8 protein-coding genes and 1 pseudogene are annotated in these 25427 nt (G+C 73.7%); 1 reads left to right on the top strand and 8 read right to left on the bottom strand.

Annotated features, from left to right (window positions below):
- Positions 1 to 24 precede the first annotated feature (24 nt).
- The gene (locus VK501_RS04460; protein ID WP_324335057.1) at positions 25 to 2886 is read left to right on the top strand and encodes a helix-turn-helix transcriptional regulator; all 2862 of its coding nucleotides are present in this window, start codon (positions 25 to 27) and stop codon (positions 2884 to 2886) included.
- A gap of 92 nt (positions 2887 to 2978) precedes the next feature.
- Here the strand turns inward: VK501_RS04460 and VK501_RS04455 are convergent, their stop codons facing one another.
- The 8 genes and pseudogenes from VK501_RS04455 to VK501_RS04415 form a co-directional block, all read right to left on the bottom strand.
- Positions 2979 to 3302 carry a helix-turn-helix domain-containing protein gene (locus VK501_RS04455; protein ID WP_324335055.1) on the bottom strand — a complete coding sequence of 108 codons (324 nt, stop codon included), beginning with the start codon at positions 3300 to 3302 and terminating at the stop codon, positions 2979 to 2981.
- A gap of 165 nt (positions 3303 to 3467) precedes the next feature.
- A complete protein-coding gene (locus tag VK501_RS04450; RefSeq protein WP_324335052.1) occupies positions 3468 to 4034 on the bottom strand; it encodes a hypothetical protein in 567 nt (188 codons plus the stop codon).
- A gap of 212 nt (positions 4035 to 4246) precedes the next feature.
- Positions 4247 to 4861 carry a hypothetical protein gene (locus tag VK501_RS04445; RefSeq protein WP_324335050.1) on the bottom strand — a complete coding sequence of 205 codons (615 nt, stop codon included), beginning with the start codon at positions 4859 to 4861 and terminating at the stop codon, positions 4247 to 4249.
- A complete protein-coding gene (locus tag VK501_RS04440) occupies positions 4858 to 6687 on the bottom strand; it encodes a hypothetical protein (protein WP_324335048.1) in 1830 nt (609 codons plus the stop codon). Before VK501_RS04440 ends, VK501_RS04445 begins: the two co-directional genes overlap by 4 nt.
- 58 nt (positions 6688 to 6745) lie before the next feature.
- Positions 6746 to 16708 carry a neuraminidase-like domain-containing protein gene (locus VK501_RS04435; protein WP_324335045.1) on the bottom strand — a complete coding sequence of 3321 codons (9963 nt, stop codon included), beginning with the start codon at positions 16706 to 16708 and terminating at the stop codon, positions 6746 to 6748.
- 10 nt (positions 16709 to 16718) lie between these two features.
- On the bottom strand, positions 16719 to 24104 hold the full coding sequence (locus VK501_RS04430; RefSeq protein WP_324335043.1) for a SpvB/TcaC N-terminal domain-containing protein: 7386 nt from the start codon (positions 24102 to 24104) through the stop codon (positions 16719 to 16721).
- Positions 24105 to 24359: 255 nt separating this feature from the next.
- Positions 24360 to 25075 (bottom strand): annotated as a pseudogene (locus VK501_RS28700) (hypothetical protein); the annotation flags it as partial.
- Between the two features lie 69 nt (positions 25076 to 25144).
- A complete protein-coding gene (locus tag VK501_RS04415) occupies positions 25145 to 25360 on the bottom strand; it encodes a hypothetical protein (protein WP_324335039.1) in 216 nt (71 codons plus the stop codon).
- Positions 25361 to 25427: the final 67 nt, after the last annotated feature.

The following is a 25427-nucleotide window of genomic DNA, read 5'->3' as shown; positions in this document are numbered from 1 at the left end:
CGATCACCGGATTAGACTCGCGCCGTGACCGACGGTCTGATCGGCCGGCGCAGCGAGCGAGCGCGGCTTCAGGCCGCGCTCGCCGACGCGCTCGCCGGGCACGGTTCGCTGATCCTCCTCTCCGGCGAGGCCGGGTCGGGCAAGACGCGGCTGGCGGAGGAGGTCCTCGCGGCCGCGCCCGATGCGACGTTCGTGCGCGGGGTGGCGATGCCGGGGGGCTCGCCATTCGGGCCGCTGACGACCGCGATCCGGGGGTTCCTGCGCCTCGAGCCCGGCGCGCTGAGCGCCTGCGGCCCGCTGAAGGCCCATCTCGCGGTGCTGCTGCCCGAGCTCGGCGAGGCGCGGGCCAGCGACGATCGTGCCACGCTCTACGAGGCGATCCGCTGCGGCCTGATTGCGATGGCCGGCCGCGGCCCGGTCGCGATCCTGCTCGACGACCTTCAGTGGTCAGACGCCGCCACCCTCGAGTTCCTGGCCATGGTCGCCCCGACGCTGGCTGAGCTGCCGCTGCTCGTCGTCGCCGCGTACCGGTCCGACGAGCTGGCTCGCTCTCACCCGCTTCGCCGGCTGCGTCACGACCTGCGCCGCGAGCGCGTGCTGGACGAGATCGCGCTCGAGCCGCTGAGCTTGGAGGAGACCGCCGCGCTGGTGGAGCACGTGCTCGGGACGGCGCCGTCCGCGCGACTCGCCGGCACGTTGCACGAGCGGTCCGGCGGCGTGCCGTTCCTCGTGGAGGAGTTCACCGCCGCCCTGCGCACCTCCGACCGGCTGCGCGACGCGCCTGACGGCACCGATCTCGACCTCGACCTCGACGTGCCCCTGCCCCAGACGGTGCGCGACGCGGTGCTCGTCCACCTGACGGAGATGTCGGACGGCGCGCGGTCCGCGGCGGAGGTCGCGGCGGTCGCGGGCCCGGTCGTCGACCTCGACCTCCTCGCCGGCATGGAGGGCGAGCAGGGCCTCGCCGAGCTGCTGGCTGACAGGCGGCTGGTCGAGACCGAGCCGGGGCGCGCGCGGTTCCGCCAGCCGCTGACGCGCGAGGCGATCTACGACGACGTGCCGTGGCTGCGCCGGCGCACCCTGCACCGCCGGTTTGCCGAGGCTCTCGCGGATCGCGGCCACGATCCCGCCGAGGTCGCGACCCACTGGCTCGCCGCACGCGACACCCCGCGCGCTCTCGAGGCGCTCCTCGATGCGATCGACGGCCGCGTCGCCGTCCACGCGCATCGCGACGCGGCGCGCCTCGGGCTGCAGGTCCTCGAGCTGTGGCCCGAAGGCGAGCGCGGCCCGGAGCGCCTCGCGGTCGTCGAGCAGTACGCAGTCCACGCCGAACTCGCCGGCGACTTCAGCGAGGCTGCGCGAGCGCAGCGCGAGGTCGTGGCGGCGCGCCGCGCCGACGGGGCCGGGCGAGCGCTGGCCGACGCCGAGCGCCGCATCGCCGGGATCTACGCGCTGCAGGGCGATCGGCCGTCGGCGCTGGCCGCCCGCCGCGTGGCCGCCGAGGCCTATGCGGCCAACGGCCTGCCGGGCGAGGCGGCGGCCGAGCGGCTCGTCGCCGCCGCCTATCTCCAGAGCGCCGGCCGCCATGACGAGGCCGCGGCGACGGCGCGCCAGGCCGGCGAGGAGGCGATCCGCGCCGAGCGGACCGACCTGCGCGCGCGGGCGATGGGCCTGGAGGGCGTCGCCCGGGCCAAGCTCGGCGCTTTCGACGAGGGGATCGCGACCATCCGCGCCGGGCTCGCGCTCGCCCTCGAGCACGGGCTCACGCTCGAGGCCGCCGAGGTCTACCAGCGGCTCGGCACGGCGCACGAGGTGACCGGCGACTACGCCAGCGCGCGCGAGGCGCTCGGGACGGCGATCGGGCTGTGCGAGCTGCGCGGCGGCGAGGGCCTCGAGCAGACGTGCCTGAGCTGCATGGCCTACGTGCTCCGCGAGCTCGGCGACTGGGACCAGGTCGAGCAGTTGTGCGGGAACTTGATTGCGGAGGGCGAGACGCCGGACGCGACGCTCGTCGCCGACGGCGTGCTTGGCGCGGTCCTCGCCTGGCGCGGTCACAGCGACGAGGCGCGGCGGCTGCTGGTCCGCTGCCTGGAAACGGCGACCCGCCTCGACGTCGTCTCGATGCTCTGTGACAGCGCGGCGGCCCTCGCCTGGCTCGCAGACGCCGAGGGCGACCGCGGTCGCACGCACGAGCTGTGCCGACTGGTGCTCGACCGCTGGTCGCGCAGCCAGGATCGTCACTACGCGGTCTGGGGCCTGCGCTGGTCGGCGTCCTGGCTGGCCTGCAACGGCGAGGCCGCCGATGCCCGGGCATGCGCCGAGGCGCTGTCGGCCATCGCCGCGGCGGGCCACCACGAGGCGCTCGCCGCCCTGGCCCACGCGCTGGGCGAGATCGCGCTCGCCGAGGGTGACGGAGGAGCAGCCGCCCAGCAGCTGAGCCGTGCGGTCGAGCTCCATGAGGGACTCGACATCCCGTACGAGCGGGCGCAGATCCTGCTGCGGGCCGGTGTGGCGCTGGCCGCGGCCGGCGAGCGCGAGACCGCGCTAGAGCGCCTGTCCGCGGCCCATCGCACGGCCGGCATGCTGGGCGCGGCACCGCTCGCCGCCGCCATCGCCGCCGAGGTCGTCGCGCTCGGCGCGTCGCTTGAGGACCAGCTCGGCCGGCGAGCCGCCGCCACCCATGAGCAGGGCGGCCTCTCGCGCCGCGAGCTCGAGGTGATGCGGCTCGCCGCGAGCGGACTGACCAACCGCGAAATCGCCGAGCGCCTCGTGCTCAGCACCCGCACGGTCGACATGCACATGCGCAACATCCTCGCCAAGCTGCGCTGCCGCACACGCACGGAGGCCGCGCGGCGCGCGTCGGAGCTGGGGCTGCTGAACCGCTGACCGGGCCGGCGGCGCGACTGGCAACGAGACGACCGTCTACCGGACCACCCACTTCGCACCTTTGCGATGCACGCTCACGACAGCCGCCGATGCTACGCCGACCGCTGGGGCCGGTCGTCGATCTGGGCGAAGGTCGTGGCAAGGGGGGAACGGTCCCGACCGAATCGACGGGTCGCTCGTGACACGTCGGCGCCGTCGTGCGTCCACGCCTCGACGGCGTCGGGGGCGATGTACCAGCGCGAACCGCGCTTGACCGCGCGGAGTTCACCGCGAGCGATCGCGTTGCGAACGACGCGCTCTGAGACATCCAGCGCCGTCGCCAGGGTCGCGACGGTGTACGCGGGCGCAACGCTGTCGCCACCGCGTGGCAGCCGGAAGCCGCACCGCATGGTCGCAGGCAGCAGCGCGGCAGACACAGAGGAGAACGGTGCCTGCGGGTGGCATGCGCCCGCGTGAACTCGGGACGGGCCGGGGCTTAGAAGGTCTTTCAGAAAGAGGCCGGACTCAGCGAACCGTCTCGCGACCCCGGCATCCACGATCCGGCCACGCTGAGCCTCGCCTTCTTATTCTGAAAGACCTTCTTAGTTGCGCCCGGCGATCGCGTCGCGGATGTCGATCGCCGTCCGGTTGGCGTTCCCGCAGCGCGTGTCGCGCGCGTCGCTGAGCCCGAAGCCGACGACGAACGGCTCGCGCGCGCACGAATAGAACCGGTCCCCGTTGTTGGGGTGCGCGACGCGGGCCGTCCAGGTGGCGCGGATGTCGCCTGGTGCGACGAGGCGCAGCCGCGTGCTCGGAAGCATCCGCACGGCGCCGCCCCCGGCCGGCGCGATGTAGAGGAAGACTCTGGCGGCGCGGTTGGGCCGGGTGCCGGACGGTGCGCGGAGCCGGAGTGTGAACCGTGCACCGCCGGCGCTGATGAGACCCGCCTGGAGGCGTCCCGGCAGGTTGACGCCGATGAGCTCCGGGCTGCTGTGCTGTCGGCCGTGGTCGGCGCGCAGCTCGTAGGCGAGCGTGCGATCCGGACGGACGGTGAAGGCCGCCGGTCTTGGACGCCCCCGTCGCGCGGCGTCCGGGTGGCCGGGGACGTAAGACCACAGCTCGACGGGAATCGCGCCGCCCGCGATGCCGCCGATGCGCGCGCACAGCACGACGGTACGTCCGCGCGTAATCGTCTGCCTCAGCGCGGTGAGCGCCAAACGGTAGGCGGGAGCCGCCACCGCCGTGGTCCGGGCGTTGGCTGCCGGCTCGTCGTCGCCCCCGCCGCACCCTGCGATCGCGACGAGCCCGGCGAGCGCGACCAGTAGGACCGGCGAACCGCATAGTCAGCGGAATACCCACTCGGCGCCGCTCCGCGCACGCTTCACGCCACCGGCTCCCCCCAGCGCGTGAGCGAGGCGTCCGCCGGGTCGCGACCCGGGCAGGATTCGGTCGGCAGGCGGATCTTGCGGGAGGTCGTGCAGCCGCAGAGGTCGCAGACGCGGCGGCCCGTGCGCGCGCCGAGGCGGTCGGCTTCCCGGCCAGGCACGAGACGCTGGACGGTGGCCGTCGGCTCCCTGAGGTGCGGGCAGGCGAGGCACGCGGCCTCGCGGCGCGCCAGGACGGCCTCCTCGACGGTCGAGAACCCGGCTCGGCCCCAGCGCACGAAGGCGTCCGCGGCGCGGGCGACCAGCTCGCGGTTGCCCGCCTCCGGCGACGCGCCCGCCGCCGTCTCGCCGCCGTCGCCCGCGCCCTCGGCGACGCGGGCATATGCCCGCGTCGCCGGTGCCTCGAACAGCGCCTGCAGGAACCCCCGCGCGCCACGGCAGGTCAGCAGGTCCTCCGCGAACGCGGGGTCGTCGACCGCGCGCCGGAACACCTCCTCCGGCGCGGGCGCGTCGAGCTCCAGCGCGACGCCGAGCCGCGCGCGCAGATCCTCCACGCTGGGCTCCGCACCCTCCTCCCCGGCGCCAACCAGCGCCTCGATCGCCGCGCTCATCCGCCGTGCTCCGCGCCGTCGCCCTTCGGCGTCTTGAACCGCGCCCAGTCCTTGTCCGGCACCAGGCCATGGCCCGCCGCGCTGAGCACGGTGACCGCGGTCACCTTGTAGGACGTGTCCAGCTCGAGCGCCACCTCGATCGTCACGACCTTGCCGGTGGCGTCCAGCGTCGCCTTGGTCGCCGGCTCAGGCGGCGCGAAGTCGAACGCGGCGACGGTCACGGTGGCCGGGTCTAGCGTCTCGTTGAACGACACCGCCACCCCGGTCTCGTCGGCCAGCAGCTCGGCGCCGACGACCTCCAGCGTGGCCGTCGGCGGCCCGCCCGCGCACTCCGGCAGCAGCTTGCTGTCGGCCCCCGCCTCCAGCGCCGCCAGGCGGCAGTCGATGCTGATGTACGTGCAGGTGTCGCCCGGAACCCCGCCGCGGTGATCGATGTCGATCAGGTTGAACAGCTCGCGCACCTGGACCATCCCGGCCTCGACGATCGGCCGCGAGCGGGACCCGAAGAAGGTCTCGGGGATGAACGCGCCCGTCGCCGCGAAGTCGGCGACACCGGTGCACGAGTACCCCTGGTCGTTGTAGGGGTCACCGCCGTACAGGTGCCCGAGCGCCTGGCCGATGATCAGCGCCAGCCCCTCGAGGCTCAGCACGGTCTGCCGCGCCAGCCCGCCGTTGATCACCACGAACGGCACGTCGAACTGCCGGAAGGCATAGGCATTGGGAATCTCGTTGCCGTCGTCGACCCTAAACATCACCGACGGGTTGAAGCCGCTGTACACCGAGAACAGGTACTCGAGCATCGCCTGCGCCGAGCCCGTGTACACCGGGTAGGCCTTGCCGTTCTTCTGGATGTCGAGTGCCTGCTCGTGCGTGACGAACGACCGCGCGTCCTCCGGCACCGGGACCACCTCGGCCACGCCGAACGGGACGAACCCGGCGGAGACTTCAGTCGCATCGCGCCCCTCGGGCGCCGCGCCGTGCTCGTCGGCGGCCAGCTGCGGATAGGCCTCCACGTACGCGGCGGTGCCGAAGTCCGGCAGCTCGGCATGCCCGTCGACCAGCACGTCCGGGGCGTCGAGCTCGAGGTCCTGTAGCTGGAGCGCGTAGTCGCCGCCGACCAGGCCGTTGGCGACGAGCAGGTGCCCGGCGACCCCCTTGCCCGGGTCGGTCGTCGTCGAGATGTGGTGGACGCCCTTGCGGTAGCGGCCCGCGGCCATGTCCAGCACCGGCACGGTCGAGCCGTCCGGTCGAACGAGCTCGTCGACGCCCGGCACCAGCTTGACCGTCCGCTTGAGCTTGTGGTCGGCCAGCATGAACAACTGGTCGCGATTGGCGTACACGCTCTCGGGCTGCTCGGCCGATCCGTACCGGATCCGGATCAGCGAGTTGACGCCCGCCGTCTTGCCCGTGCCGGCGCTGAAGGCGACCGGCACCTCGGCCCAGGACTTCAGGTCGGCATCCATCGCGACCCACACCGGGTCGCCGACGACGAAGTCGCCGATCTGCCTGGTCTCGGTCACGCTCGTCGTGGCGATGTGCGTCTCGTCCGCGAAGCACCCGCAGCAGCAGTAGCACGGGCTGGGACCGGAGACGAACACCGGCGACGTCGCGTCGTAGCTGCAGCACGAGGGATCGCCGTGGCCGAGCTTCTTGCAGCCGTCCAGCCACGGCGACTCGCAGTAACAGATCTTGTGGTTCTGCTGCTCGGCCTCGGCGCAGTGGACCTCGTCGCACATCTTGGCGCCCATCTGCTGGATGGCGTCACGGCACGGCCCGTACCACCAGGGTTCGTCCTGGATGCGCTCGGGGCTGATCACGGGGGACATCAGTTGCTGCTCCTTCGGAAGGGCGCCGATTCGGCGCGGCAGTCGGCGGGTCGACGCGTCACCACGCGACCCGCCCTTCGTAGAACAAGACGAGGACGGCGTTCTCGACCACCTTCGGGTCCAGCGCGGGACCGGTGGTCAGCAGCCCGGGCGGCGTGTCGGCCAGGACGACCTGCAGCGACGCGGGGCCCTCGAGATCGCCGGCCGCCGGCGGCGAGGCGAACATGTGCGTGTGGCTGGCGCCGGCGTCGAGGTCGAACGCGACGTCGGCGGCGCCGCCCAGCCGCAGGTGCAGGTACGGCTTGCCGGCGCTGGCCGACACGCCGGCCGCGACGTCGAGGTGGAAGAAGAACCCCGTGATCGTGGCGCGCTCGACGTGCGCCGGGATCAGGTCCTCCAAGTTGAGGTCGAGCACCTGCCGCGTGCCCTCCGGCGGCTGGTGCAGGAAGGCGTACCAGTCGGTCGAGTAGCGCTGCGCCAGCGGCAGGAAGGCGCTGCCGCTGGTCGTCCGCATCGGGCCGAGGCGGACGACCTGGTCGCGGAACCGCGCGCCGCCGTCGTGGGCCGTGTAGCGCAGCGTCAGCACGACGTCGGAGATCGTCCCGAAGTCGATGCGGTTGGTCTGCTTGGGCATGCTCAGCCGCCAGGTCGACACCGCGCCCGTCCCCTCGAACGGCAGGTAGCGCTCGTCGGCGGGCGACAGCTCGAAGACGCCGGAGTCCGAGACGCCGCTGGAGAGCGCGATCTGCTGGTTGGCCCACCAGTTCGAGCGCAGCGTGTCGGCGCCGGGGATCGGCGCGTCGGGCGTGCCGAGCAGGAAGCTCACCGTGTCGGGGTCGGGCGCGACGACGAGCTGGTTGGTCAGCTGCGTCAGCGTCGCGTGGATGTTCTGGTACGGGCCGGTGATCGCGGGCAGCGACACCGCCAGCGACTTCACCCGGCGCGCGTAGTGGCCCGGGAAGTCGTCGTCGAACAGCTTCTCGGGCAGCTCGAACGTGCACTCGCCGGTGGCGATCAGGTCGAGCACCGCGCGCGGGTTGACCTGCAGGAGCGAGATCGTCTTCTCGATCTCCAGCGCGCGTCCGTTGCGCTCCAGGTATGCCTGCTCCATCTGGTGCAGCGCGAGCGTCAGACCCTCGCCGGCGAGCAGCCCGCGGCGCCCGTCGTCCCAGTAGCCGAAGCTGACGAACGTGTCGTCGGTGCCCAGCTCGTACTGGTAGGCGCGCTGGACCGAGCGCGCGAGGTCGAGCGCAATCGCGTAGGTCTGGAAGTGCAGCGTCGACAGCCGCGTCGCCATCCACTGGTAGAGCTCCTGGCTGGTGAACTTGGCTTTCAGGAACTGGTCCATGGCCACGTTCTGCTCCAACGACGCGCGGTGCGCGACGAGGTCGCGCTCGGCCATCTTCAGCCGCGCAACGTTGCCCGCCTGCTGCGCGACGATCTGCTCGATGTCGCGCGTGGCGAGCGTCGCCTGCATCGCCCATTCGGCCTCGCGGCGCTGGTACTGGGCCAGCGTCGCGCTCAGCTGCGCGCCGAAGTTGGACAGCAGCGCCAGCCCGTCGAAGACGGCCGACGCCGTGGCCAGCGACGAACCGAGCTGCTGGCCGCCGTAGGTCATGGCGAACGGCGAGCCCACCTGCGGGGCCGCGTAGGCGATCGACGACGCCGTCCGCAGGCTCGACCCCACCACGTTGAACACGGTGGCCAGCGTCATCGTGGCGATGTTCGCCACCTCCGCCGGCGACATGCCGCCGGCGACCAACCCATTGTAGTACTCCTGCCGCGCCTGCGCGGCGGCCAGGCTCGCGTCCAGCCCGACGCCGGTCTGGACCGCGTCCTCGACCTGCTGCTGCTTGATCAGCGTCGTGAGCTCCAGCAGCTGGCGCTGCTGGGAGCTCTGCAGCAGCGCCAGCGCCTCGCCGTCACGGCGCTCCAGCGCCCCGAGCAGCGCTCCGCCCAGCTGGGAGACCGCGGCCGCCATGCCACGGGCACGCTCCAGCAGCGCGGTGAAGCGGTACTTCGGCACCGGCATCTGCGCGTGGGCGGCGACGGCCAGCGCGGTGCCGTCAGCGCGGCGGCCGGCGATCAGGTCGGCCGGGTTCAGCGGCGGCGCGAACAGCGCCAGCGGCCGGACCTGGCCCGCGATGTTCATGCAGTGGCGGATCTTGTAGAGCCGGTCGTCGACGCGATCCCACATCCCGACCAGCTGGTCGTTCTCGGGCACACAGAAGTACGTGCCGACGTCGTTGAACGGGACGGCGTCGAGCGTCGCGCCGCCGGCCAGCGCCTCGTGCACGATCCTGCTGCTCTCCATCCGGATCAGGAACTGCGGGATGCCGGAGGCGAAGACGCTGTAGCTGGACTGCGTCGTCGGCACGGTGCCCCACGGCGTCGCGAGCGTGGCGGTGCGGGTTGCGCCGTCGTAGGCCAGCACATAGGCCGGCGGGTCGCCCGCGCCCGGTCCGGCGGTCAACGTGATGTAGAACCCGGTGTAGGCGTCGTCGCGTCCCGACGCGGCCTGGTCGAGCACGATCGTCGTGGCCGTTGCCGACGCCACCGTGCCGGACTGGATCGTGCGCCCGTCGTAGGCGGCCTGGACGTCGTCGAACGACGCGGGCGCCGGGGGCTTCGCGCTGCCGAGGATCTCCGGACACGGCCCGAGCAGGTCGCCGGCCAACACGTACAGGTTGGTGGCCTGGTCGATCGACTCGCGCGTGTCCTGGGTGAACAGGAAGTCCGCCCAGTCCAGCAGGTTGGTGACGTAGCGCAGGACGACCGCCTTGGCGTAGGCCCCGATGCGCAGCCGCGCGATCGCGTCGGGGTCCAGCGGGTCGTCGTCGTATGCCTGGACCTGCGCGGGGTCGGCGAGCGTCTGCGCCAGCGACTGCAGCGTCATGTCGCGGAACGGCAGGAAGCGCCAGAACCGCTCCTTGCCGACCGCGTCGTCGGGGTCGGGCTGCTGGGTCGGGTCGAAGATGTACTGCAGCCAGGCCTGGGCCTCGGCGAAGCGCTGCTGGCTGCCGAGCGTGTCGGCGACCAGGAACGGCGCGTGGAAGAAGAGCTCCCAGAAGTAGGTCCCATAGGCGCCGCGGAAGTCGAGCTGATCGGTCTCCGGGCCGATCGCCGAGACCGCCGGGCGCAGGCGGCTGAACGGCGCCTCCGGCGTGCGCTGCGCCTCGACGCCGAGCAGGCTCGCGAGGCCGCCGCCGGCGAGGCGCTCGGCGAGGCGCCGACCCGCGTCGGTGCTGATGCGCTCAAAGCGCCACGTCAGGTCCTTCAGCGGCGGGGCCGGATGGGTCGTGGTGAGCTGCTGCGACGTCAGGTAGAAGTTCTGGGCCGGCATCGGCGGCGTCGCCGCCTGGGCGAGCAGGCTCTCGGAGACCGTCAGCAGCCCCGGGTCGCTCGCGCGCACCAGGAACGCCTCGTCGCCGTTGTCGAAGACGAAGCTCCCCGGCCGGTTGGTGACCGTGGTGACCGACGCGAGCCGGCCGGCGGCCCCGGCCAGCAGCGGCACCTCCGGTGCCGGGCGGTCGGGCATCGACGCGCCCGGGTAGTCGTCGGCGTAGAAGTCGTCGAGGAAGACGTTTCCGGTCGCCGACGGCGCGATGCCCAGCGTCCCCGTCGAGCGACCGAGGATCGGGATGTAGGGCTGCGGCGCGTCGGGCAGGTAGCGGAACAGCGCGGTGTCCAAGGCGGCCCGGTTGCGCGCCGTGTCGACCGCGACGGACGGCACGAGCGGCAGCGATCCCGAGTTGGGGTACAACGGCGCGTCGGCTAGCGCGATGTTGCGCAGCGCCAGCTCGTAGGCGCTCGTCTCCAGCTGGCGCCGGTCCGGGTTGACGCGCCGATCCGGCTCGTCGGGATCCGGCCACGGCTGGTCGGGCGCCCACGGCGCGGCGAAGCCGTGGTTGACGATGACCTGCTCGCCGCGGAGCACGCTGCGCGGCTCGGTGACCTTCCGGCCCGGCACCTGCAGCGGGTAGACCTTGCGCCACACGACGAGCGAGCCGTCGAGATACGGGATCCAGCCGCCCAGGACGTCGTCGAGGTAGGCGACCGACGCGTAGTCTTGCTGGTAGTCGAAGACGACGTTCTCTGCCGCCGTCTGCGGCGCCGACCACGTCCCGTCCGCGCCCAGATACGAGAAGCGCACCGCCGCGGAGTGGCTGGTGAGCGTCTTGGAGTGCGGAGCGGTCGGCTGCTGGTCGGTGCCGGAGGCGATCTGCGAGCCGTCGACGACCTTCAGCTCCGTCCAGAAGATCAGCAGCTGGTCGAACGCGAGGACGGGCGCGACCAGCGGCGTCGGGATCGTCAGCGGGATCTTGCTCCACGGGCTCCACCCCGCGGTCGTCTCGTGGCTGCGGTGGTAGTAGACGTCGGGGTCGTCGGCGGTGCGGCCGACGAGCACGAGGCGCTCGACCTCGCGCGGCCCGGTGACGAGGTAGGTCGAGTCGCCGGCCGGCGTGGTCTTCCACGCGGGCGCGACCGTGGCGATGCGCACCTGGCCGTCGTAGCCTGTGACCTTCGCCTTCTGCCCCTTGCCGGTGCCGGCCGTGATCGTGACCGTCATCCCCTCGTAGCGGTTGAACAGCGTCGAGGCGGCCTGCTGGAATCGGACCGTCGTGGACGTCGCCGACACCACCTGGCCCGTCTCGTAGGGGACGCTGGTCCCCGCCTGGGGCTGGCGCGCCTCGTAGGCGCCGGAGAGCACGAGGTTGGAGATGGTGGTCAGCTCACCGAGGTAGTCGCGCAGCGCCGCGGACGCGGTGGCGTCGGTGACGTGGGTCTCCAGCAGCTTCTGCTCGAGCGCGTCGAAGGCGGGCGTCGCGCCGCTGCGGGCGCCGGGGCGTAGGTAGTTCTCCGGGTAGAGGAAGACCTTGCGGTTGGCCTCCCACACGCGGTAGGTCGTCAGCCACTCCCACCAGACCGCCGGGATCTGCGACAGGTCGGTGATGCCGGGCTCGAGCATCAGCCGGCAGCGCTGCTGGTAGAGCTGAAGCGCGGAGATGCCCTGCGCGATGTACGACGTCTGGGCGCAGCCGGCCATCTCGACGTCGATCAGCAGGTACTCGAACAGCGCCTCGGGCGAGCGACCCGCGAGCGTGTCGCCGAGCAGGTGGATCGCGTAGCCGACGAGCGCATCGCGGCGGGCTTCGTTGAGCCCGCTGGTCAGCGCCTCGTCGACGGCGGCGAAGTCCGTGCCCGAGAAGCGCGCAGCCAGCGCGCCGAGCGTCAGCGTCGCGGCCTGCCCATAGGCGACCCACGCAGCGTGGTCGACCTGGCCGCCGGCGACGAGCACGCCGCGCGTCGCCAGCTGCTGAAGCGTCAGCAGCGACCCGACGTCCAGCCCGGTGCGGGCCACGAGGTCGAAGCGCTGCTTGAGCACGACGAGCCCGGCGACGGTGCCGGCGTCGGCGGCGTCGAAGCCGGGCGCCCCCGGCCACAGCAGCTTGCTGAGCTGCGCGATCTGCGCCGCGGGCCAGCCGGTCAGCGCGGCGAGCGCGTCGGCCTTGGGGCCAGGCGGCGTCAGGTCGGCAGGCCGGCGCAGGTAGTCGACCAGCGCGACGCCGCCCGCCTCGCCGAGCGCGCGGTCGAGCACCGCCAGCGCCGACAACGCGCGGACATCGGCGAACGAGAGGTCCAGCACGTCGCCGACGTTGAAGGCGCGCGGCAGCTCCGCGACGCCGCGCATCAGGACGGCCGAGGTGCCGAGCTGCTCGAACAGGGCCTGCGCGCGGGCGAGCCGGTCGATCAGGTGCTCCAGCGTGTCGGGCACCTGGCCGGCGGCCGGCGGCGTGAGGAGGTCGGCCAGCTCGTCGGAGAGGTCGCTCGAGGCAGTTGCCACCGGGATCATCGCCGCCAAACGCTGCGTGCTCGTCCCCAGGAAGTCCGCGAGCCCCTGCAGCGCGATGCCGTGCTGCGTGGCGGCTGCCGTGCCCAGCGCGCCGGCAACGCGCTCGATCGTCGCGCGCAGCGCGAGCAGCGACTGGGCGATCTGGCCGCGCTGGAGGTCGGCGTCCGGCGCGGCGACGAGCGCGACGCTCATCGACATGTAGGCGCCGTCGTCGGCCGACGCGTCGGGCGCGAGCAGGACGGTGTCGGCCGCTCCGCCGCGCGCGTCGCCGGTCGCGACGGTCGCGACCACGTCGTAGGCCGACGTGGCGTCGGGGACCGTCGTCCACGGCGCGGCCAGCGTCGCCGTGCGCGTCGCGCCAACGTAGGCGGCGACGACGGCCGCGCCGCCGGTGCCGTTGCCGCCGGTGACGCGGACCGCCATGCCGTCGTAGGCGCCGTCGTCGGTCGAGGCGCTGGCGGCGAGCGTGATCGTCGTGGCCGTCGCGCCCTGCGCGGTGCCGCTGTCGGCCACGCGCGTGATCCGGTAGTGCGACGTGGCGTCCGGCGCGGCGTCCGCATCCCACGCGGGGGTGACCGTCGCGGCGCGCGGCGCGCCCGTGTAGGCGGTGATCGTCCGGACCTGGCCCGCGCCGGCGCTCGGGAACAGGAAGCCGAGGTCGGTCGTCGGCCCGAACAGCGGGCTCAGCGTGCCGCTGGGCACGAGCTCAAGCGCCATCGCGTCGTAGGCGCCGTTGGTCGACGACGCGGCCGCGTCGAGCTGCAGGTGCGTGGCGTCGACCGCGCGGGCGAGGCCCTCGGCGACCACCGACGCGACCTCGTACTGGGTCGATGCGTCGGGCGCCACGGCCCAGGGCCGCGCGACCCGGGCGGTGCGCGTCAAGCCGTCGTAGGCGACGATCGCGCTGGCCTCGCCGGCGCCCGCGCCGGCGGTCAGCGCCACGCGCATGCCGACGTAGGCGCCGGTCTGCAACGACGCGCTCGCGCCGAGCGCGACGTCGGTCAGCGAACCGGCCTGGGCCGTGCCGCTCGTGACGATCGCGACGACCGCGTAGGGCGCACGCGCCGCCGGGATCGGGCTCCAGGCGGCGGACACCGTCGCCGTGCGCGTCGGCCCGTCGTAGGCGCTGATCGTGCGGCGCTCGCCCGCGCCGACCGCGCGCTCGACGATCGGCGGCACGTGATCCATCAGCGCGGCCAGCGCCCGCTCCGCAGCCGCGGCGCCGACGGCGCCCGACGTCAGGCTCGCGGCGGTCAGCGGGAGCAGCGCCGCCAGCTCGCTGACCGCGACGCGCCTCCGCGTCTCCAGCAGCACCACGGCGACCTGCGCACGCTTGTTGGCCGCCTCGGCCTGGTCGGGGAAGAGGAAGGCGAGGTCGGTCTCGCCGGTGAACAACGGGCTCAGCGTCGCGGTCTGCGGCGGTCCCGGGCTGGCGGCGACCAGCAGCGGCGGCTCGGCGTGCACAAGCGCGGCGAACGCCGCGGCCGCGTCGGCCGGGCCCACGGCGCCGCCCTCGAGGTCGGCGGCGGCGAGCGGGAACGTGGCCGCCGCCGCCGCGAACCGCTGCGCCGACGTGCGCGAGATGCCGTCGGGCGTGATCAGCTCGGCGTCGACGAGCGCGGCGAAGAGGCTGGCGGCGCCCTCCGCGGTGAGCGTCCCGTCGGCCAGCGCGGCGGGCGTGACGCGCGCGGGCGTCGCCAACGCCGCCAGCGACGCGACCAGCGAGGCGATCGCGTCCGGCTCGTAGGGCGCGCGATAGCCCGACGTACGCAGCCCGGCGATGACGTAGGCCAGCGACCAGACCGTAAACGGCGAGGCCGTCAGCCACGCGGCGATCTCGCGCTGGGCGACGACCGTCGACACGGTCGGGGTCAGCGCGCCGGCGGGCGGCAGCGCGCTACTCGGGAAGCGCTCCAGGCGCAACAGCAGGAGCGACTGCTCGACGGGCAGCTCCTGGACGCGCGCGCCCGCGGCCAGACGGAAGAGCCAGGACAGCGCCGCCAGGTCGAGCACCAGCGGCGGAGTGCGGCCCAGCTGGGCGGCGACGAAGCGCGCGAGCCGCGTGAGGTCGTCGTCGCTGACGCGCAGCGCGGCGCGCAGCCGGCCCCGCGTCGCGCCGTCCGGCCCGGTCGTGACGGACGGGTCCCACGTGACCGGCCGCGCGGGGTCGAACGGGATCGGCGCGACGCTGGCGTAGGGGTCGGCACCGGCCAGGACGGCGGGTGCGTTGAACGTGCGGTCGAAGAGGTCGGCCGGTGCCGGGCCGTCGCCGCGGCCCGTCGTCTTGAGGTCGGCCCAGAACGCGCACAGCTCCAGCACGCCGAGCCCGGTGTCCCGGGCGAGGCCCTGGATCGCGGCCAGCTGCACGAGCGCCGGCACGTCGATGGCGGTCGCGCCGATCGAGCGCAGCGCCCAGTCGGCAGCCTCGGCGCTCCAGTCGAGCTTATTGATGAGGCGACTGAAGCGGTTGAACCGGTCCAGCCGCGCAAGCGTCAGGTTGGCGATCCGCTGGAACGGCCGGTTGGGGTCGGTCGCGTCGGTGACGACGCGCAGCGGCGGGTCGGCCTCCCCGGTGGCGTTGATGAAGAACCCGGCGGCGCCGCCGGCGGCCAGCTCGGCCGCGCTCAGCCCCTGCGTCAGCAGCGCGTGGAGCCCCGAGCGGCTCAGGCCGGTGGTCGTCAGGAACGTCTCGACGTCCGCGAGCGCGGTGAGGTCGAGCGACGCCTGCCCGAAGTACGGCGCGAGCCCGGCGGCCGTCGTCTGCGGCGTGACGAGGATCTGCTGCTCCTCGATCGACAGGCCGAGCGCCTCGCGCGCGCCGGCACGGCCGTCGCGCACCTCGTAGCGCGTCGTCGCGTCGGGCGCGACCGCCCACGCCGGGAACACCGTCGCCGTACGGGTGCCTCCGGCGTAGGCCGAGACGGGACGGCGCTGTCCCGCGCCCGTGCCCCCGACGAGCACGAGCTCCATCGCGACGTACGCGCCGTCGTCGGAGGAAGCGCCGGTGGCCAACTGCAGCGTGGCGGTGCCGGCCGCCTGCGCGGTACCGGTCGTCGCGGGCCCGGTCAGCTCGCGGTAGACGTCGGCCAGCCCGGTGCCCAGTGCGCCGAGCGCCCGCCGCGTGCGCTCCAGCGGCAGGTTCCACGGCAGGTCGAAGGGATACGGCGCCGCGGCCAGCGCCGCGTAGGCCTCGCGCGTGACGCGGTAGGCGGACGTGGTGTCGGGCACGGCCGCCCACTCGGTGTCGACCTGGGCCACCTTGGTCGCGCCGGCGTAGGCCGTGATCGTCCGAAGCTGCCCCTTGCCGGTGCCGTCGACGATCGCGACGAGCATGCCCGCGTAGGCGCCGTCGTCGGGAGACGCGTCGGCCGCCAGCGTGATCGTCCCGGCCGCGCCGGCGGTCGCGACGCCGCCGGCGATCGGCAGCTCGTCGGAGATCCGCCGTGCCAGCACGGACGCGACGATCTCCAGCGTCGGCAGCGGCGTGTCGGTGTTGGCGCACGTCAGGTCCAGCGAGAACAGGTCCGGGCGGCGCTCGCGCAGGGAGCGCCCCGCGGGCGGCGCGTTGACGTCGGTGATGTAGTCCTCGGTCACGCGCATGAGGTCGAGGAAGTACGCGGCCGGCCCGAAGATCGAGGCGCAGTGGTCGCACGCCAGCGCGTCGAGCGGGCCGAACAGCTCGCGGTAGTCGGGGACCTGCGTCACGTAGTCGCGCAGGGCGTCGGCCACCGGGTCGGCGCGCAGCGCCGCGAGGTGCGGCGAGAGCACGTCGCGGAGGTTGGCGTGCAGGTGCTGGACGATGGCCTTGACGTCGACCGCGCGCTGGTGGGCCGCCCGCGCCGCATGCTCGTCGCCGCCGAAGAGCGCCGCGTGCTCGCGGACGAAGCGGTGCTCGGGCAGCGCCGCGATGCGCTGCGCGGAGTCCAGGCCGGCCGCGAGCAGCCCCTCGGCGACCGCCGGGGTCGGCGCGACGCGCGCGACACGCTGGCGCGCGCGGAGCTTCTCGGCGACGGCAGCGGCGCGCTCGGGTGCGACGCCGAGCCCGGCCACGGTCTCCGCGTCGTGGAGGTCGAGCGTCGCGAGGTCGGCGCCGGCGTAGCCGTCGGCGAAGGACGCCAGCTCGGGGTCGGCCGCGACAAGCGCGCTCAGGACATCGGTTATCGTCACAGTCGATCGCTCACTTGCTGGCCGGGGTCTTCGGGGTCTGGGAGGCGGCGGGCGGACGCCAGACGACGAGCGCCGTCTCGCGCGGCTGGATCACCGCGAGCGCGCGCGGGATCGCCCTGCGGGCCGCGTAGCCGACGAACACGCGCGCGCCGACGACGCCGAACACCAGCGCGCCGAACGCCCACGGCGAGATGTCGGCGAAGGGGCGCGCGCGCTCGCTCTCGCCGTAGAACAACGCGGCGGACTGCGGCAGCCCGGTCAGCTCACCGAGCTGGTTGTAGGCCTCGGGAAGCCGCGGGTCGTGCTGGGCGAGGCGCCGCTGCACCATCGCGTAGTCCTGCCGCGCCTGAGCGGCGCGGCCCTCGCGCATGATCAAGAAGCTCGCCATGCTGACGCCTGCCCATCCGCGGAAGTAGCGCGGCCAGGAGACCGACTGGCCCCAGGTCCGGTAGGTCCAGGCGAAGCTCAGCGCGGTGGACACCGACAGCCATTGGCCGACCCAGCCACCGGCATAGCCGGCGACGTAGTTGTTGCGGTTGATCTGGCGCCCGGCGATCTGGATCGGCGACTCGCCGTTGGCCCCGGGTCGCATCGCCCACGGCCGCGTCCCCGCGTCGAAGTGCTGCCAGACCAGGGACGGGATGAAGCCGACGATGCCCAGCCCCGTGCCGGCCTCGCGGATCAGGTGGCGGCGCTCGACGAAGTACTCGCGGCGCTGCTGGCGCAGCTGGGGCGAGAACGGGAACATGCCGACCGCCCCGACGCCCATGAAGAACCGGCGCGGGGCGTTGACGAACTGGTTGAAGGCCTCCTGCTGGAAGTTCGCGTAGAGCGAGCGCCAGTTGGGCGGCTGCGGCGGCCTGCTCGGGTCGTTGCCGCAGCTGCCGTCGCGGTCGACCAGGGTCATCGGGTTGCCGTTGACGTAGGCGTACAGGTTGAGGCCGTCGATGGGCCCGGACGGATCCGGACTCAGCCAGCGCCCCAGCCAGGGCATCGCGTAGCGCACGCCGTAGTAGGTCAGCGCGGTGGAGTCGTCGGTCTCCTTGCCGGAGAACCGATGGGTCTTGGGCGCGACCGTCGCCTCGTCGGCGGCGCTGATCGCGCTGCTACCGCCGTATGGCAGGAACGCCTCGTAGCTCACGACGGCACCGTCCGCGTCGAGCTGGACGCCGACCGAGCCGAGGCGGTCGTCGAGCTCCCAGCGCACCTGCGGCTGCGCAGCGTCGCCGGCGAGCGTCGCGAACGTCCCGGCGCCGTCGCCGACGCGCAGGGTGGTCGCCGGCGCCTCGGCGTCGCTGGCGAGATCGACCAGGCAGAAGCCGAGGTAGCGGCGCTCGGCCCAGGAGCCGTCGGCGGCGTCGACGCGCCGGCGTGCGCGGTTCAGCGCGGCGTCGTAGTTGTAGAAGGTGGTCGAGGCGGCGGGCGCGACCGCCGACGCGAGCATGCCGCGGTCGTCCCAGGTCAGCGCGACCGGCGCGGCGAGCTGGATCGACAGCGTGTTGCCGGCCGCGTCGTAGGCGCCGTCGGCCATGCGGTTGCTGCCGGCCGCGACCGGCATCGCGCGGTCCCAGTCGCCGGACGGAGCGCGATGGGCGAGCGCGACGAGGTTGCCGGCGAGGTCGTAGTCGTAGGACTCCGAGTAGGCCTCCAACACGCTCGGCGGACCGTCGCCGGTCGCGCACAGCGGCGCGAAGACCGTCTGCTTGAAGCCGGTCGCGTACGTATCGGCGGCCAGGCCCGGGAGCTGGAGGCCGGTTGCCTCGCGCAGCCGGTAGAGCGGGTCGTAGGCGAGGTCGGCGCGGCCTTCTGGCTGGGCGGCGCAGTAGGCGTGCCGCGCGGTCGTGTCCCGGACGCGCGTCACGTTGCCGACCGGGTCGCAGGTGTAGGCGATCTCCTGGACGGGCGCCCCGTCGGCGCGTGCCGACCGGAGCGTCAGCAGCCGGCCGGTCGTCAGCTCGTAGGTGCTGGCCTGCGTGACGCCGTTGCCGAACGTGACGGCGACGCGCTGGCCGGCGGCGTCGTAGCGCAGCGCGGAGGCGACCGTGACGCGCGCCCCACCAGCCGCCGGGTCGACGGTCACCGCACGCAGCTTCCCTGAGCGATGGTAGGCCCAGCGCACGGCGGCGCCGCCGGGCGGCGTCTCAGCGACCAGCGCGCCGGTCGCGTCGAACGCCGTGCCGGTCGCGTACTCCTCGGGCGCCAGCGCGACGGGCTGCGACCAGTCCGGCTCGACGCTGGCGTCGGCGGCGAACTGCCGGACGGTCGTCCGCGGCTGGCCGTCGATGCCGTAGTCGGGCGTCGTGACGCGGCCGGCCCCGTCCTCCGCGCGCCACAGCCGTCCGATCAGCCCGTGCGCCGCGGCGTCGTGCCGGCCCTCGCCGTAGGTGAAGCGCTCACGCAGCGCCCGCGGCCCATCGCCGGCACGGACCGTCGCCGTGACCGGGCGATCGAGGCCGTCGAACGTGCGCGCGGTGCGCAGGCCGCGGCCGTCGGCGGCGAGCACGGCGTTGCCCGCCACGTCGGCGAGCATCCAGCGCGGGCCGGCGTCGGCGCTGTCGGTGCGCGCCGGCTCGTTCGCGCCCATCGGGTAGGCACAGCGCAGGTTGGCGCGTGGCGTCGCGGTCCGGACCTCGTCGAGGTACAGCCGCGGGTCGACGAGCCGCACCGCCCGGCCGCGCTGGTCCAGCACGCGCAGGTCGGTGACCCGGCCCTCGAGCAGGAACGCGGTGATCGCGTCGGCGAGCTGGTCGAAGGGCGGGTCGAGGGCCAGGACGAAGCCGGCGGCGTAGGGATCGAAGCGGTCGGTGAGCCAGGTGCCGACGGGCGCGACGTCGCGCGTCGCCAGGTAGCCCTTGTCGATCAGCTCGTACCACAGCTGCTGCGCGGTGATCACCGTCCCGTGCACGACGGGCTCCAGCCGCGCGGCGGGCACCGCGCCGAGGTTGTCGCGGATGTGGCGCACGGCGCGCGCCGCCGGGTCGAGCACGGCGATCGACGGCGTGTTGTAGGCCTTGGCGGCCTGCTCGAGCGCGTCGAGCTCGGCCTGCTCGTCGGGCGTCGGCAGCGGCAGGAGGTGCGCGAGGAAATCGCGGTAGTAGTCGGACTCGAGCACCGTGTCGTCGGCGTCGTAGCGCCGCTCCTCCCACGGCGTCAGGTCCAACCTGGTGAAGAACCCCTTCGGCGTGTCGACGCGGATCGGGCGACCGAGCGGGTCGTAGCGCGTGACCTCCGGCGGCGGCGCGCCGGTCGCGGGCGCCGGGCCTCCGGCGCGCCAACGATCCGGCGCGGGCTGGGTCGACCAGGTCGAGAGGTACTCCTCGACGGGCCGGCCCTTGTTGTCGTACACGACCCGGCCGGAGACGCGCCACAGGACGGGCGGGCCGCCCGCCGCGGCGTCTGGGCCGCGCTCGTCGGGCCCGCATACGGCGAACTGGGCCGCCGCGCGTCCGGTGCCGTCCCACAGCGTGACGCGCACCGCGAGCTCGTCGGCGATCGCCGGACCGTCGCTGGCGTAGCGCGGCCGCTGCAGCGCCACCGTGGTCAGCGGCCTGGGGTCGGAAGCCGTAACGGCGTGGAGGTCGGTCAGGAAGAAGGCGCCGGCGTCCTGGAGGTAGGTCAGCGGGTCGTCGAGCACGGCGGCGAACGTCGCGCCGTCGTGGACCACGTAGTCGCTCAGGTCACCGTCGCCCACGCGCGGCTGGGTGGCGGTCGCCAGCCGGAACGTGGAGGTCGCCACCACGCCGCCGAGGGGATCCGGGAGCGCCTGGGTGACGACGCCGTTGGGGTCGGTCAGCTGCCATGGACGCAGCGCCTGGTAGTCCAGCAGCGCCGCGGATGCCAGCGCCGTCGTGGCGTCGACGGCCGCGGTCAGGCGCACCGGCCGCACGCGGTACGGCGCGTCGTAGGCGACCGTCGTGCGACTGAACGGCCCGGCGCCGCCGCCGGGCCGGCCGGTCTCGGCGAGCAGGAAGTACTGGTCGGGCTCATCCGGGCGGTGGTAGGTCGCCACCAGGCCGTGGCTCCACCAGGTCGCCGTGGCGTCGTCCAGCGCGTAGCCGGCGACGGTCAGGTCGGCGGGCGTGACGAAGTCGCCGTAGACCGCGGTCACCCAGCTCGGCGGGAACGCCGCCTCGGCGCCGTGGTGCCGGAGCGCCCGGGCGGTAATCGCTCCGAGCGGAAGCGCCGTGGCTTGCGCCTCGTCCCAGTAGAACGTGCGGCTGATGGCGGCCGCGCGCGACTGCGGGGCGGTGCCGCTGAACGCCGTGCCGTAGTCGATCGGTGCGGCCAGCGCGGCGTCGGCGAACGTCGCGGCGGCGGCGAACGTCAGGTAGGCGCCGGGTGCGACGTGGAGGCCGCCGAGGTCGATCGCGCGCTGCTGCACGGGCGCGCCGACCATCCGGAACGGCGCCAGCACGCGCGTGCGGATGGTCTCGCTCAGCGTGGCCAGCGCAACGCCCTGCTCGGGCACGCGCGTCGGGCCGGCCGCGCCGTCGCGACGCGGGTAGTTGATGGTGATGGTGCGCTGGCGCGACGTGGTCGCGCCGTCGTCGTCGACGAGCGTGTCCTCGATCGCGAACGTGTGCGTCACGCGCGGGTCGTCGGTTCGGCGCTCGTAGTCGGCGTCCACGGTCTCGCGCGCCTGGACGTGGAAGGCGCCGCGCGCGCCGTCGCGCGCCGGCTGGATCATCCTCACCGTGTAGCTGGTGTCGGTGACGGTGTAGGGCACGTCCGCAGCGGGGCCGCCGTCGTCGGCGTAGACCTCGGTGCGCAGCACCCGTCCGGTCAGCGAGGTGTAAGCCTCGCCGAGCGTCGGCGCGCCGGCCGCGCGCGACGCCTGGTCGAGCACGTTTGCGGGCATGTTGTAGGCGTCGGTGTCGCCGTCGAACTGCTCGCGCGCACGGGCCTGGCGCAGCGCGTCGGCCTGGCGCAGCGATCCGACCTGGAACCACGACCGCGTCCGCACCGGCGCAGCGTGGAGCTCAGCGCGCGGCGCGGCGAGGCGGTCGTCGGCGCGCGCCGCAGCGGCGAGCTCGTCGAAGCTCTCGGCGTCCCACGACTCGACGAAGCCGAAGCCCCGGAACTCGCGCTGGGCCGGGTCGAACCATCCGTCGCGATAGCGGTGGCGGCGGGCGAGCCGGGTCCCGGCGACGGCGTCGACAAGCGTGACCTTCGCCACGACGTGGACCGGGAAGGGCAGCCGCGTCGTCCACGGCCGGCCGGCGCGGCGGTCCTCCAGCGCGAAGCGGGTCGACGGCGCGTACTCCAGCTGCGCCGTCAGGCCGACGTGGTCGTCGATGCCGGTGACGAGGTACGGCTTGACGCCGTCCGACAGGTCGCAGAACCAGTGCTGGAGCCCGGGCGCCGCGGAGGTCGCGACGACCGCGGTCGTCCCGGTCCCGAGCACGTCGGCGAACGCGATCCGACCCAGCGCGCCGAGCTGCAGCGGCAGCGCGACGGCGATCGCGGGCGCGAAGCCGTTGCCGGCCTGGTTGAGGTAGATGTCCAGGTGGTCGCCGTAGGCGAGCACGAGGTCGGCGGTGCCGGAGCCGTCGACGTCGGCGAAGAAGATCCGGTCCGGCGTCGTGCCGGGCGCGAAGGCGGGCGCGCCGTGGAGCCGGACGGGCGCGCCGAAGCGACCGTGGCCGAGGCTTGGCCAGACCTCGACCTCGCCGTCGGCGACCCGCACCCGGTGGGCGAGGCCGTCGCCGAAGACGCCGGCGAAGGTCACGAGCTGACGGCCACCGGTCTGCCGCGGCGAGGCTGGGAAGCCGGGCGGGCGCTGCGCCACCTGCTCGGCGCCGTAGCCGTCGCCGCCGCGCGACGGGTAGGCGACCAGGGTACGGCCGTGGACGCGCAGCAGGTCGGACCGGCCGCTGCCGTCGAGGTCGACCAGCTCGCCGTCGGGCGCGCCGAGCACGTTCGGAGCCCGGGCGAACGGGGTGAACGTCTGCCAGCCGCCATCCTCGCCGCGTGGGAAGTACCCCTTCTCGGTCGGGGTGACGACGACGAGCTCGAGCTGGCCGTCGCCGTCGAGGTCCTCGAGCGACAGGCGCGGGTCGCGCAGATCGCGCACGTTCGGGAACGCGCGGGGCGTGGCGGGCCGGGCATAGGCGCCGTCGCCCTCGGGCGCGTAGTAGTAGGTGGTGGCCGCGTCGCTGTAGAGCAGCCCGGTGAGGCCCTCGCCGTGGAGGTCGACGGGCTGCAGGTCACCTCGCTCCAGCTCGCCGGCGGGTGTCCCGCCGCCGTCGACGCGCAGCGTCCGGAAGCGCGGCGCGGGCGGCGGGGCGAAGGTCGACCACGCGACGTCCAGCGGCGGCAGCACGGCGGACGCGTAGGAGCCGTCGGCGCGCCGGCGATGACCGGCCCGGGTCACGCGCACGATTCGCGACAGCGCCGGCGTCTCGTCGTAGGAGCAGCAAAGCGAGGAGACCAGGCACGGCGTCGCGCCCAGCTCGTCGGGGAAGTGATGGAACATGAGCACCGCGCGGCACAGGCGCGCGGTGCGGACCTCGAAGCCGGCGGCGTAGGAGGAGAACGAGTCGTCGCGGCGCGGCCACGGGCGGACCGGGGCGTAGGGATCGGCGCCGGGCTGATCGAGATGGTCGAGGTCGCGCTCGCCGTAGTCGAAGACCAGCTCCAGCGCGAACTGCTCGGCGCCCGCGCGATCGACGTAGTTGCCGTAGCGGACGGCGGCCGGATAACGCTGTGCCGTTTGAGCGTGGCCGCCTTCGAAGGCAGCGGCCGCGCCGGCGTCGTCCTCACGCAGGTAGGTGTAGACGGCGCGATTGCCCTTGGTGTCCGTGCGCTCCTGCAGCAGCCAGGCAGCCACGCGCTCGTCCGGGCGGTCCGGGTCGGCGACGCGGCCGTCGACGCTGATCCCGTAGCGCTCGACCGTGCCGTCGGCGGTGGTGACGACCCAGTGGATCAGGCCGTCGCCGGCGCGCTCCCACTGCTCGACGAGCGGCAGGTCGGTCTCCAGGCGCGGCCGGAAGGTCGTGATGCGATAGCGATGACCGGCCTCGCTCGCGGTGCGCACGAGCGGCGCCCAGGCGCCGGTCTTCGGGTCGTGCCGCAGCGCGGGCGTGAGCGCGCCGATGCCGGCCAGGTCAATCGTGTCGGTCGCGCGATAGGCCGGGACGCCGGCGCCGGTACGGCGCGTGACGGCCGCCGGCGCCAACGAGAAGCCCATCCCGAACGGGCCGTTGCCCGCGGCCGACGAGTAGGCCAGCGTGGCCGACGGCGTGAGCGCGCGCGCCGCCGTGACCACGGCGTCGACCGCCAAGGTCGCGTCACCAGTGACCGTTCCCGAGCCGACGCCTCCACCCAGCCCCTTGAGCGCCCCGCCCCCGCGGGGCAGCGCCAACGTCGGCTGTACGACGGTTGGCGACTCAGCCATGGTTGTGGGTCGACCGCATTTCCGGCGCGACGCTACAACGACAAATGGCCCATGACCAGGCATGGAACCTGAACATTTTGGTGTCGTCAGATTAAGCTACATATGGAAAGCTATTCAACTCTCAACATTGGGGCCTTCGCCCGCCGCGCCCACCCCTTGGCCGCCTGGTTCGCGGCCGTCCTCTCCTCGGTGTAGGGCAGGCTCCCGACGCCGGTGATCGCCCACGCCGGGAGCCGCTCCAGGATGCCCACGCGGCTAGGCGGCGACCTCCGACGCCGTCCGGCGGCGATGTGCCGCCGCCATCATCGCCCGCAGCGCAGGCTCCACGTCCTCCCAGCGCCGCGTCTTGAGCCCGCAGTCCGGGTTGACCCATAGGTGCTCGCGGCCCACGCGCGCGTCGGGCAGCTCCAGCAGCCGGACGACCTCATCCTCCGACGGCACCCGGGCCGAGTGGATGTCGTAGACGACGGGCCGATGTCGGCCGGATAGGAGCCCGCGCCGGTGAACGCGTCCAACACCTCCATGTCGGAGCGCGACGCCTCGATGAAGATCACGTCGGCGTCGAGCCGGACGATCGCCGGGCTCGTCGACCGACGGGACCAAGGCGCTGCTCAGCGGCCAGGTCGACGGTGCTCCATGATGTCGTTGAACTCCGCGTAGCACGTGTGCGTGTGGACCTGGGTGTGGTCGGCGACCGGCGCCGTGGTCAGCCGGAAGCAGTCCACGGCCCAGCGAACGTACTCGTCCTGGGCGTGGCGCTGTAGCGGGAGGCCCTAGCGCAGCGCGGCCTCGTCGACCTGGATCGCGAAGCAGCCGGCCGCCTCGAGGTCGAGGACCTCGTCCTGCATCGCCAGCGCGATCTGTAGGCACGTCTCGCGACGTGGCTGGTCGTCGCGGACGAACGACCACTGCTGGATCGTCACCGGGCCGGTGAGCATCCCCTTCACCGGCCGGTCGGGCCAACGTGGTGTTCTTCGACCGTGGCGAGCCGACCGCGGCGATGTGGGTGTACGACCTGCGCACCAACCAGCGGTTCACGCTCAAGAGCCGCCCGCTACGACTGCGAGCGCGCGGTCGCGCAGCTCGAGGAGTTCGCGTGACACGCCGAGCAGCCGCTCGACGTCATCCGCGTCACCAAGGTCCCTGGGCCATCGCGGCCCCATCGACCCGGCGGCGCCTTCGGCCAGCTCGGCGAGCTGGGCCGCCGTCAACGACCGGGCCGCGAAGGCGTCATGGAGGTGCACCGCCTCGATCACGGCATCGCGGGTCTCAGGACTATCGCCGTCACACGCCAGCCTGATCAGCTCCGCGATCCACGTCGAA

It is taken from the genome of Baekduia sp., assembly GCF_035318805.1.
Lineage (GTDB): Bacteria > Actinomycetota > Thermoleophilia > Solirubrobacterales > Solirubrobacteraceae > Baekduia.
This window is presented reverse-complemented; position numbering and strand designations above follow the sequence as displayed.

Coding starts and splice junctions, on each gene's coding strand:
- VK501_RS04430 (WP_324335043.1), bottom strand. CDS start 24,104: ATGGCTGAGTCGCCAACCGTCGTACAGCCGACGTTGGCGCTGCCCCGC.
- VK501_RS04445 (WP_324335050.1), bottom strand. CDS start 4,861: ATGAGCGCGGCGATCGAGGCGCTGGTTGGCGCCGGGGAGGAGGGTGCG.
- VK501_RS04440 (WP_324335048.1), bottom strand. CDS start 6,687: ATGTCCCCCGTGATCAGCCCCGAGCGCATCCAGGACGAACCCTGGTGG.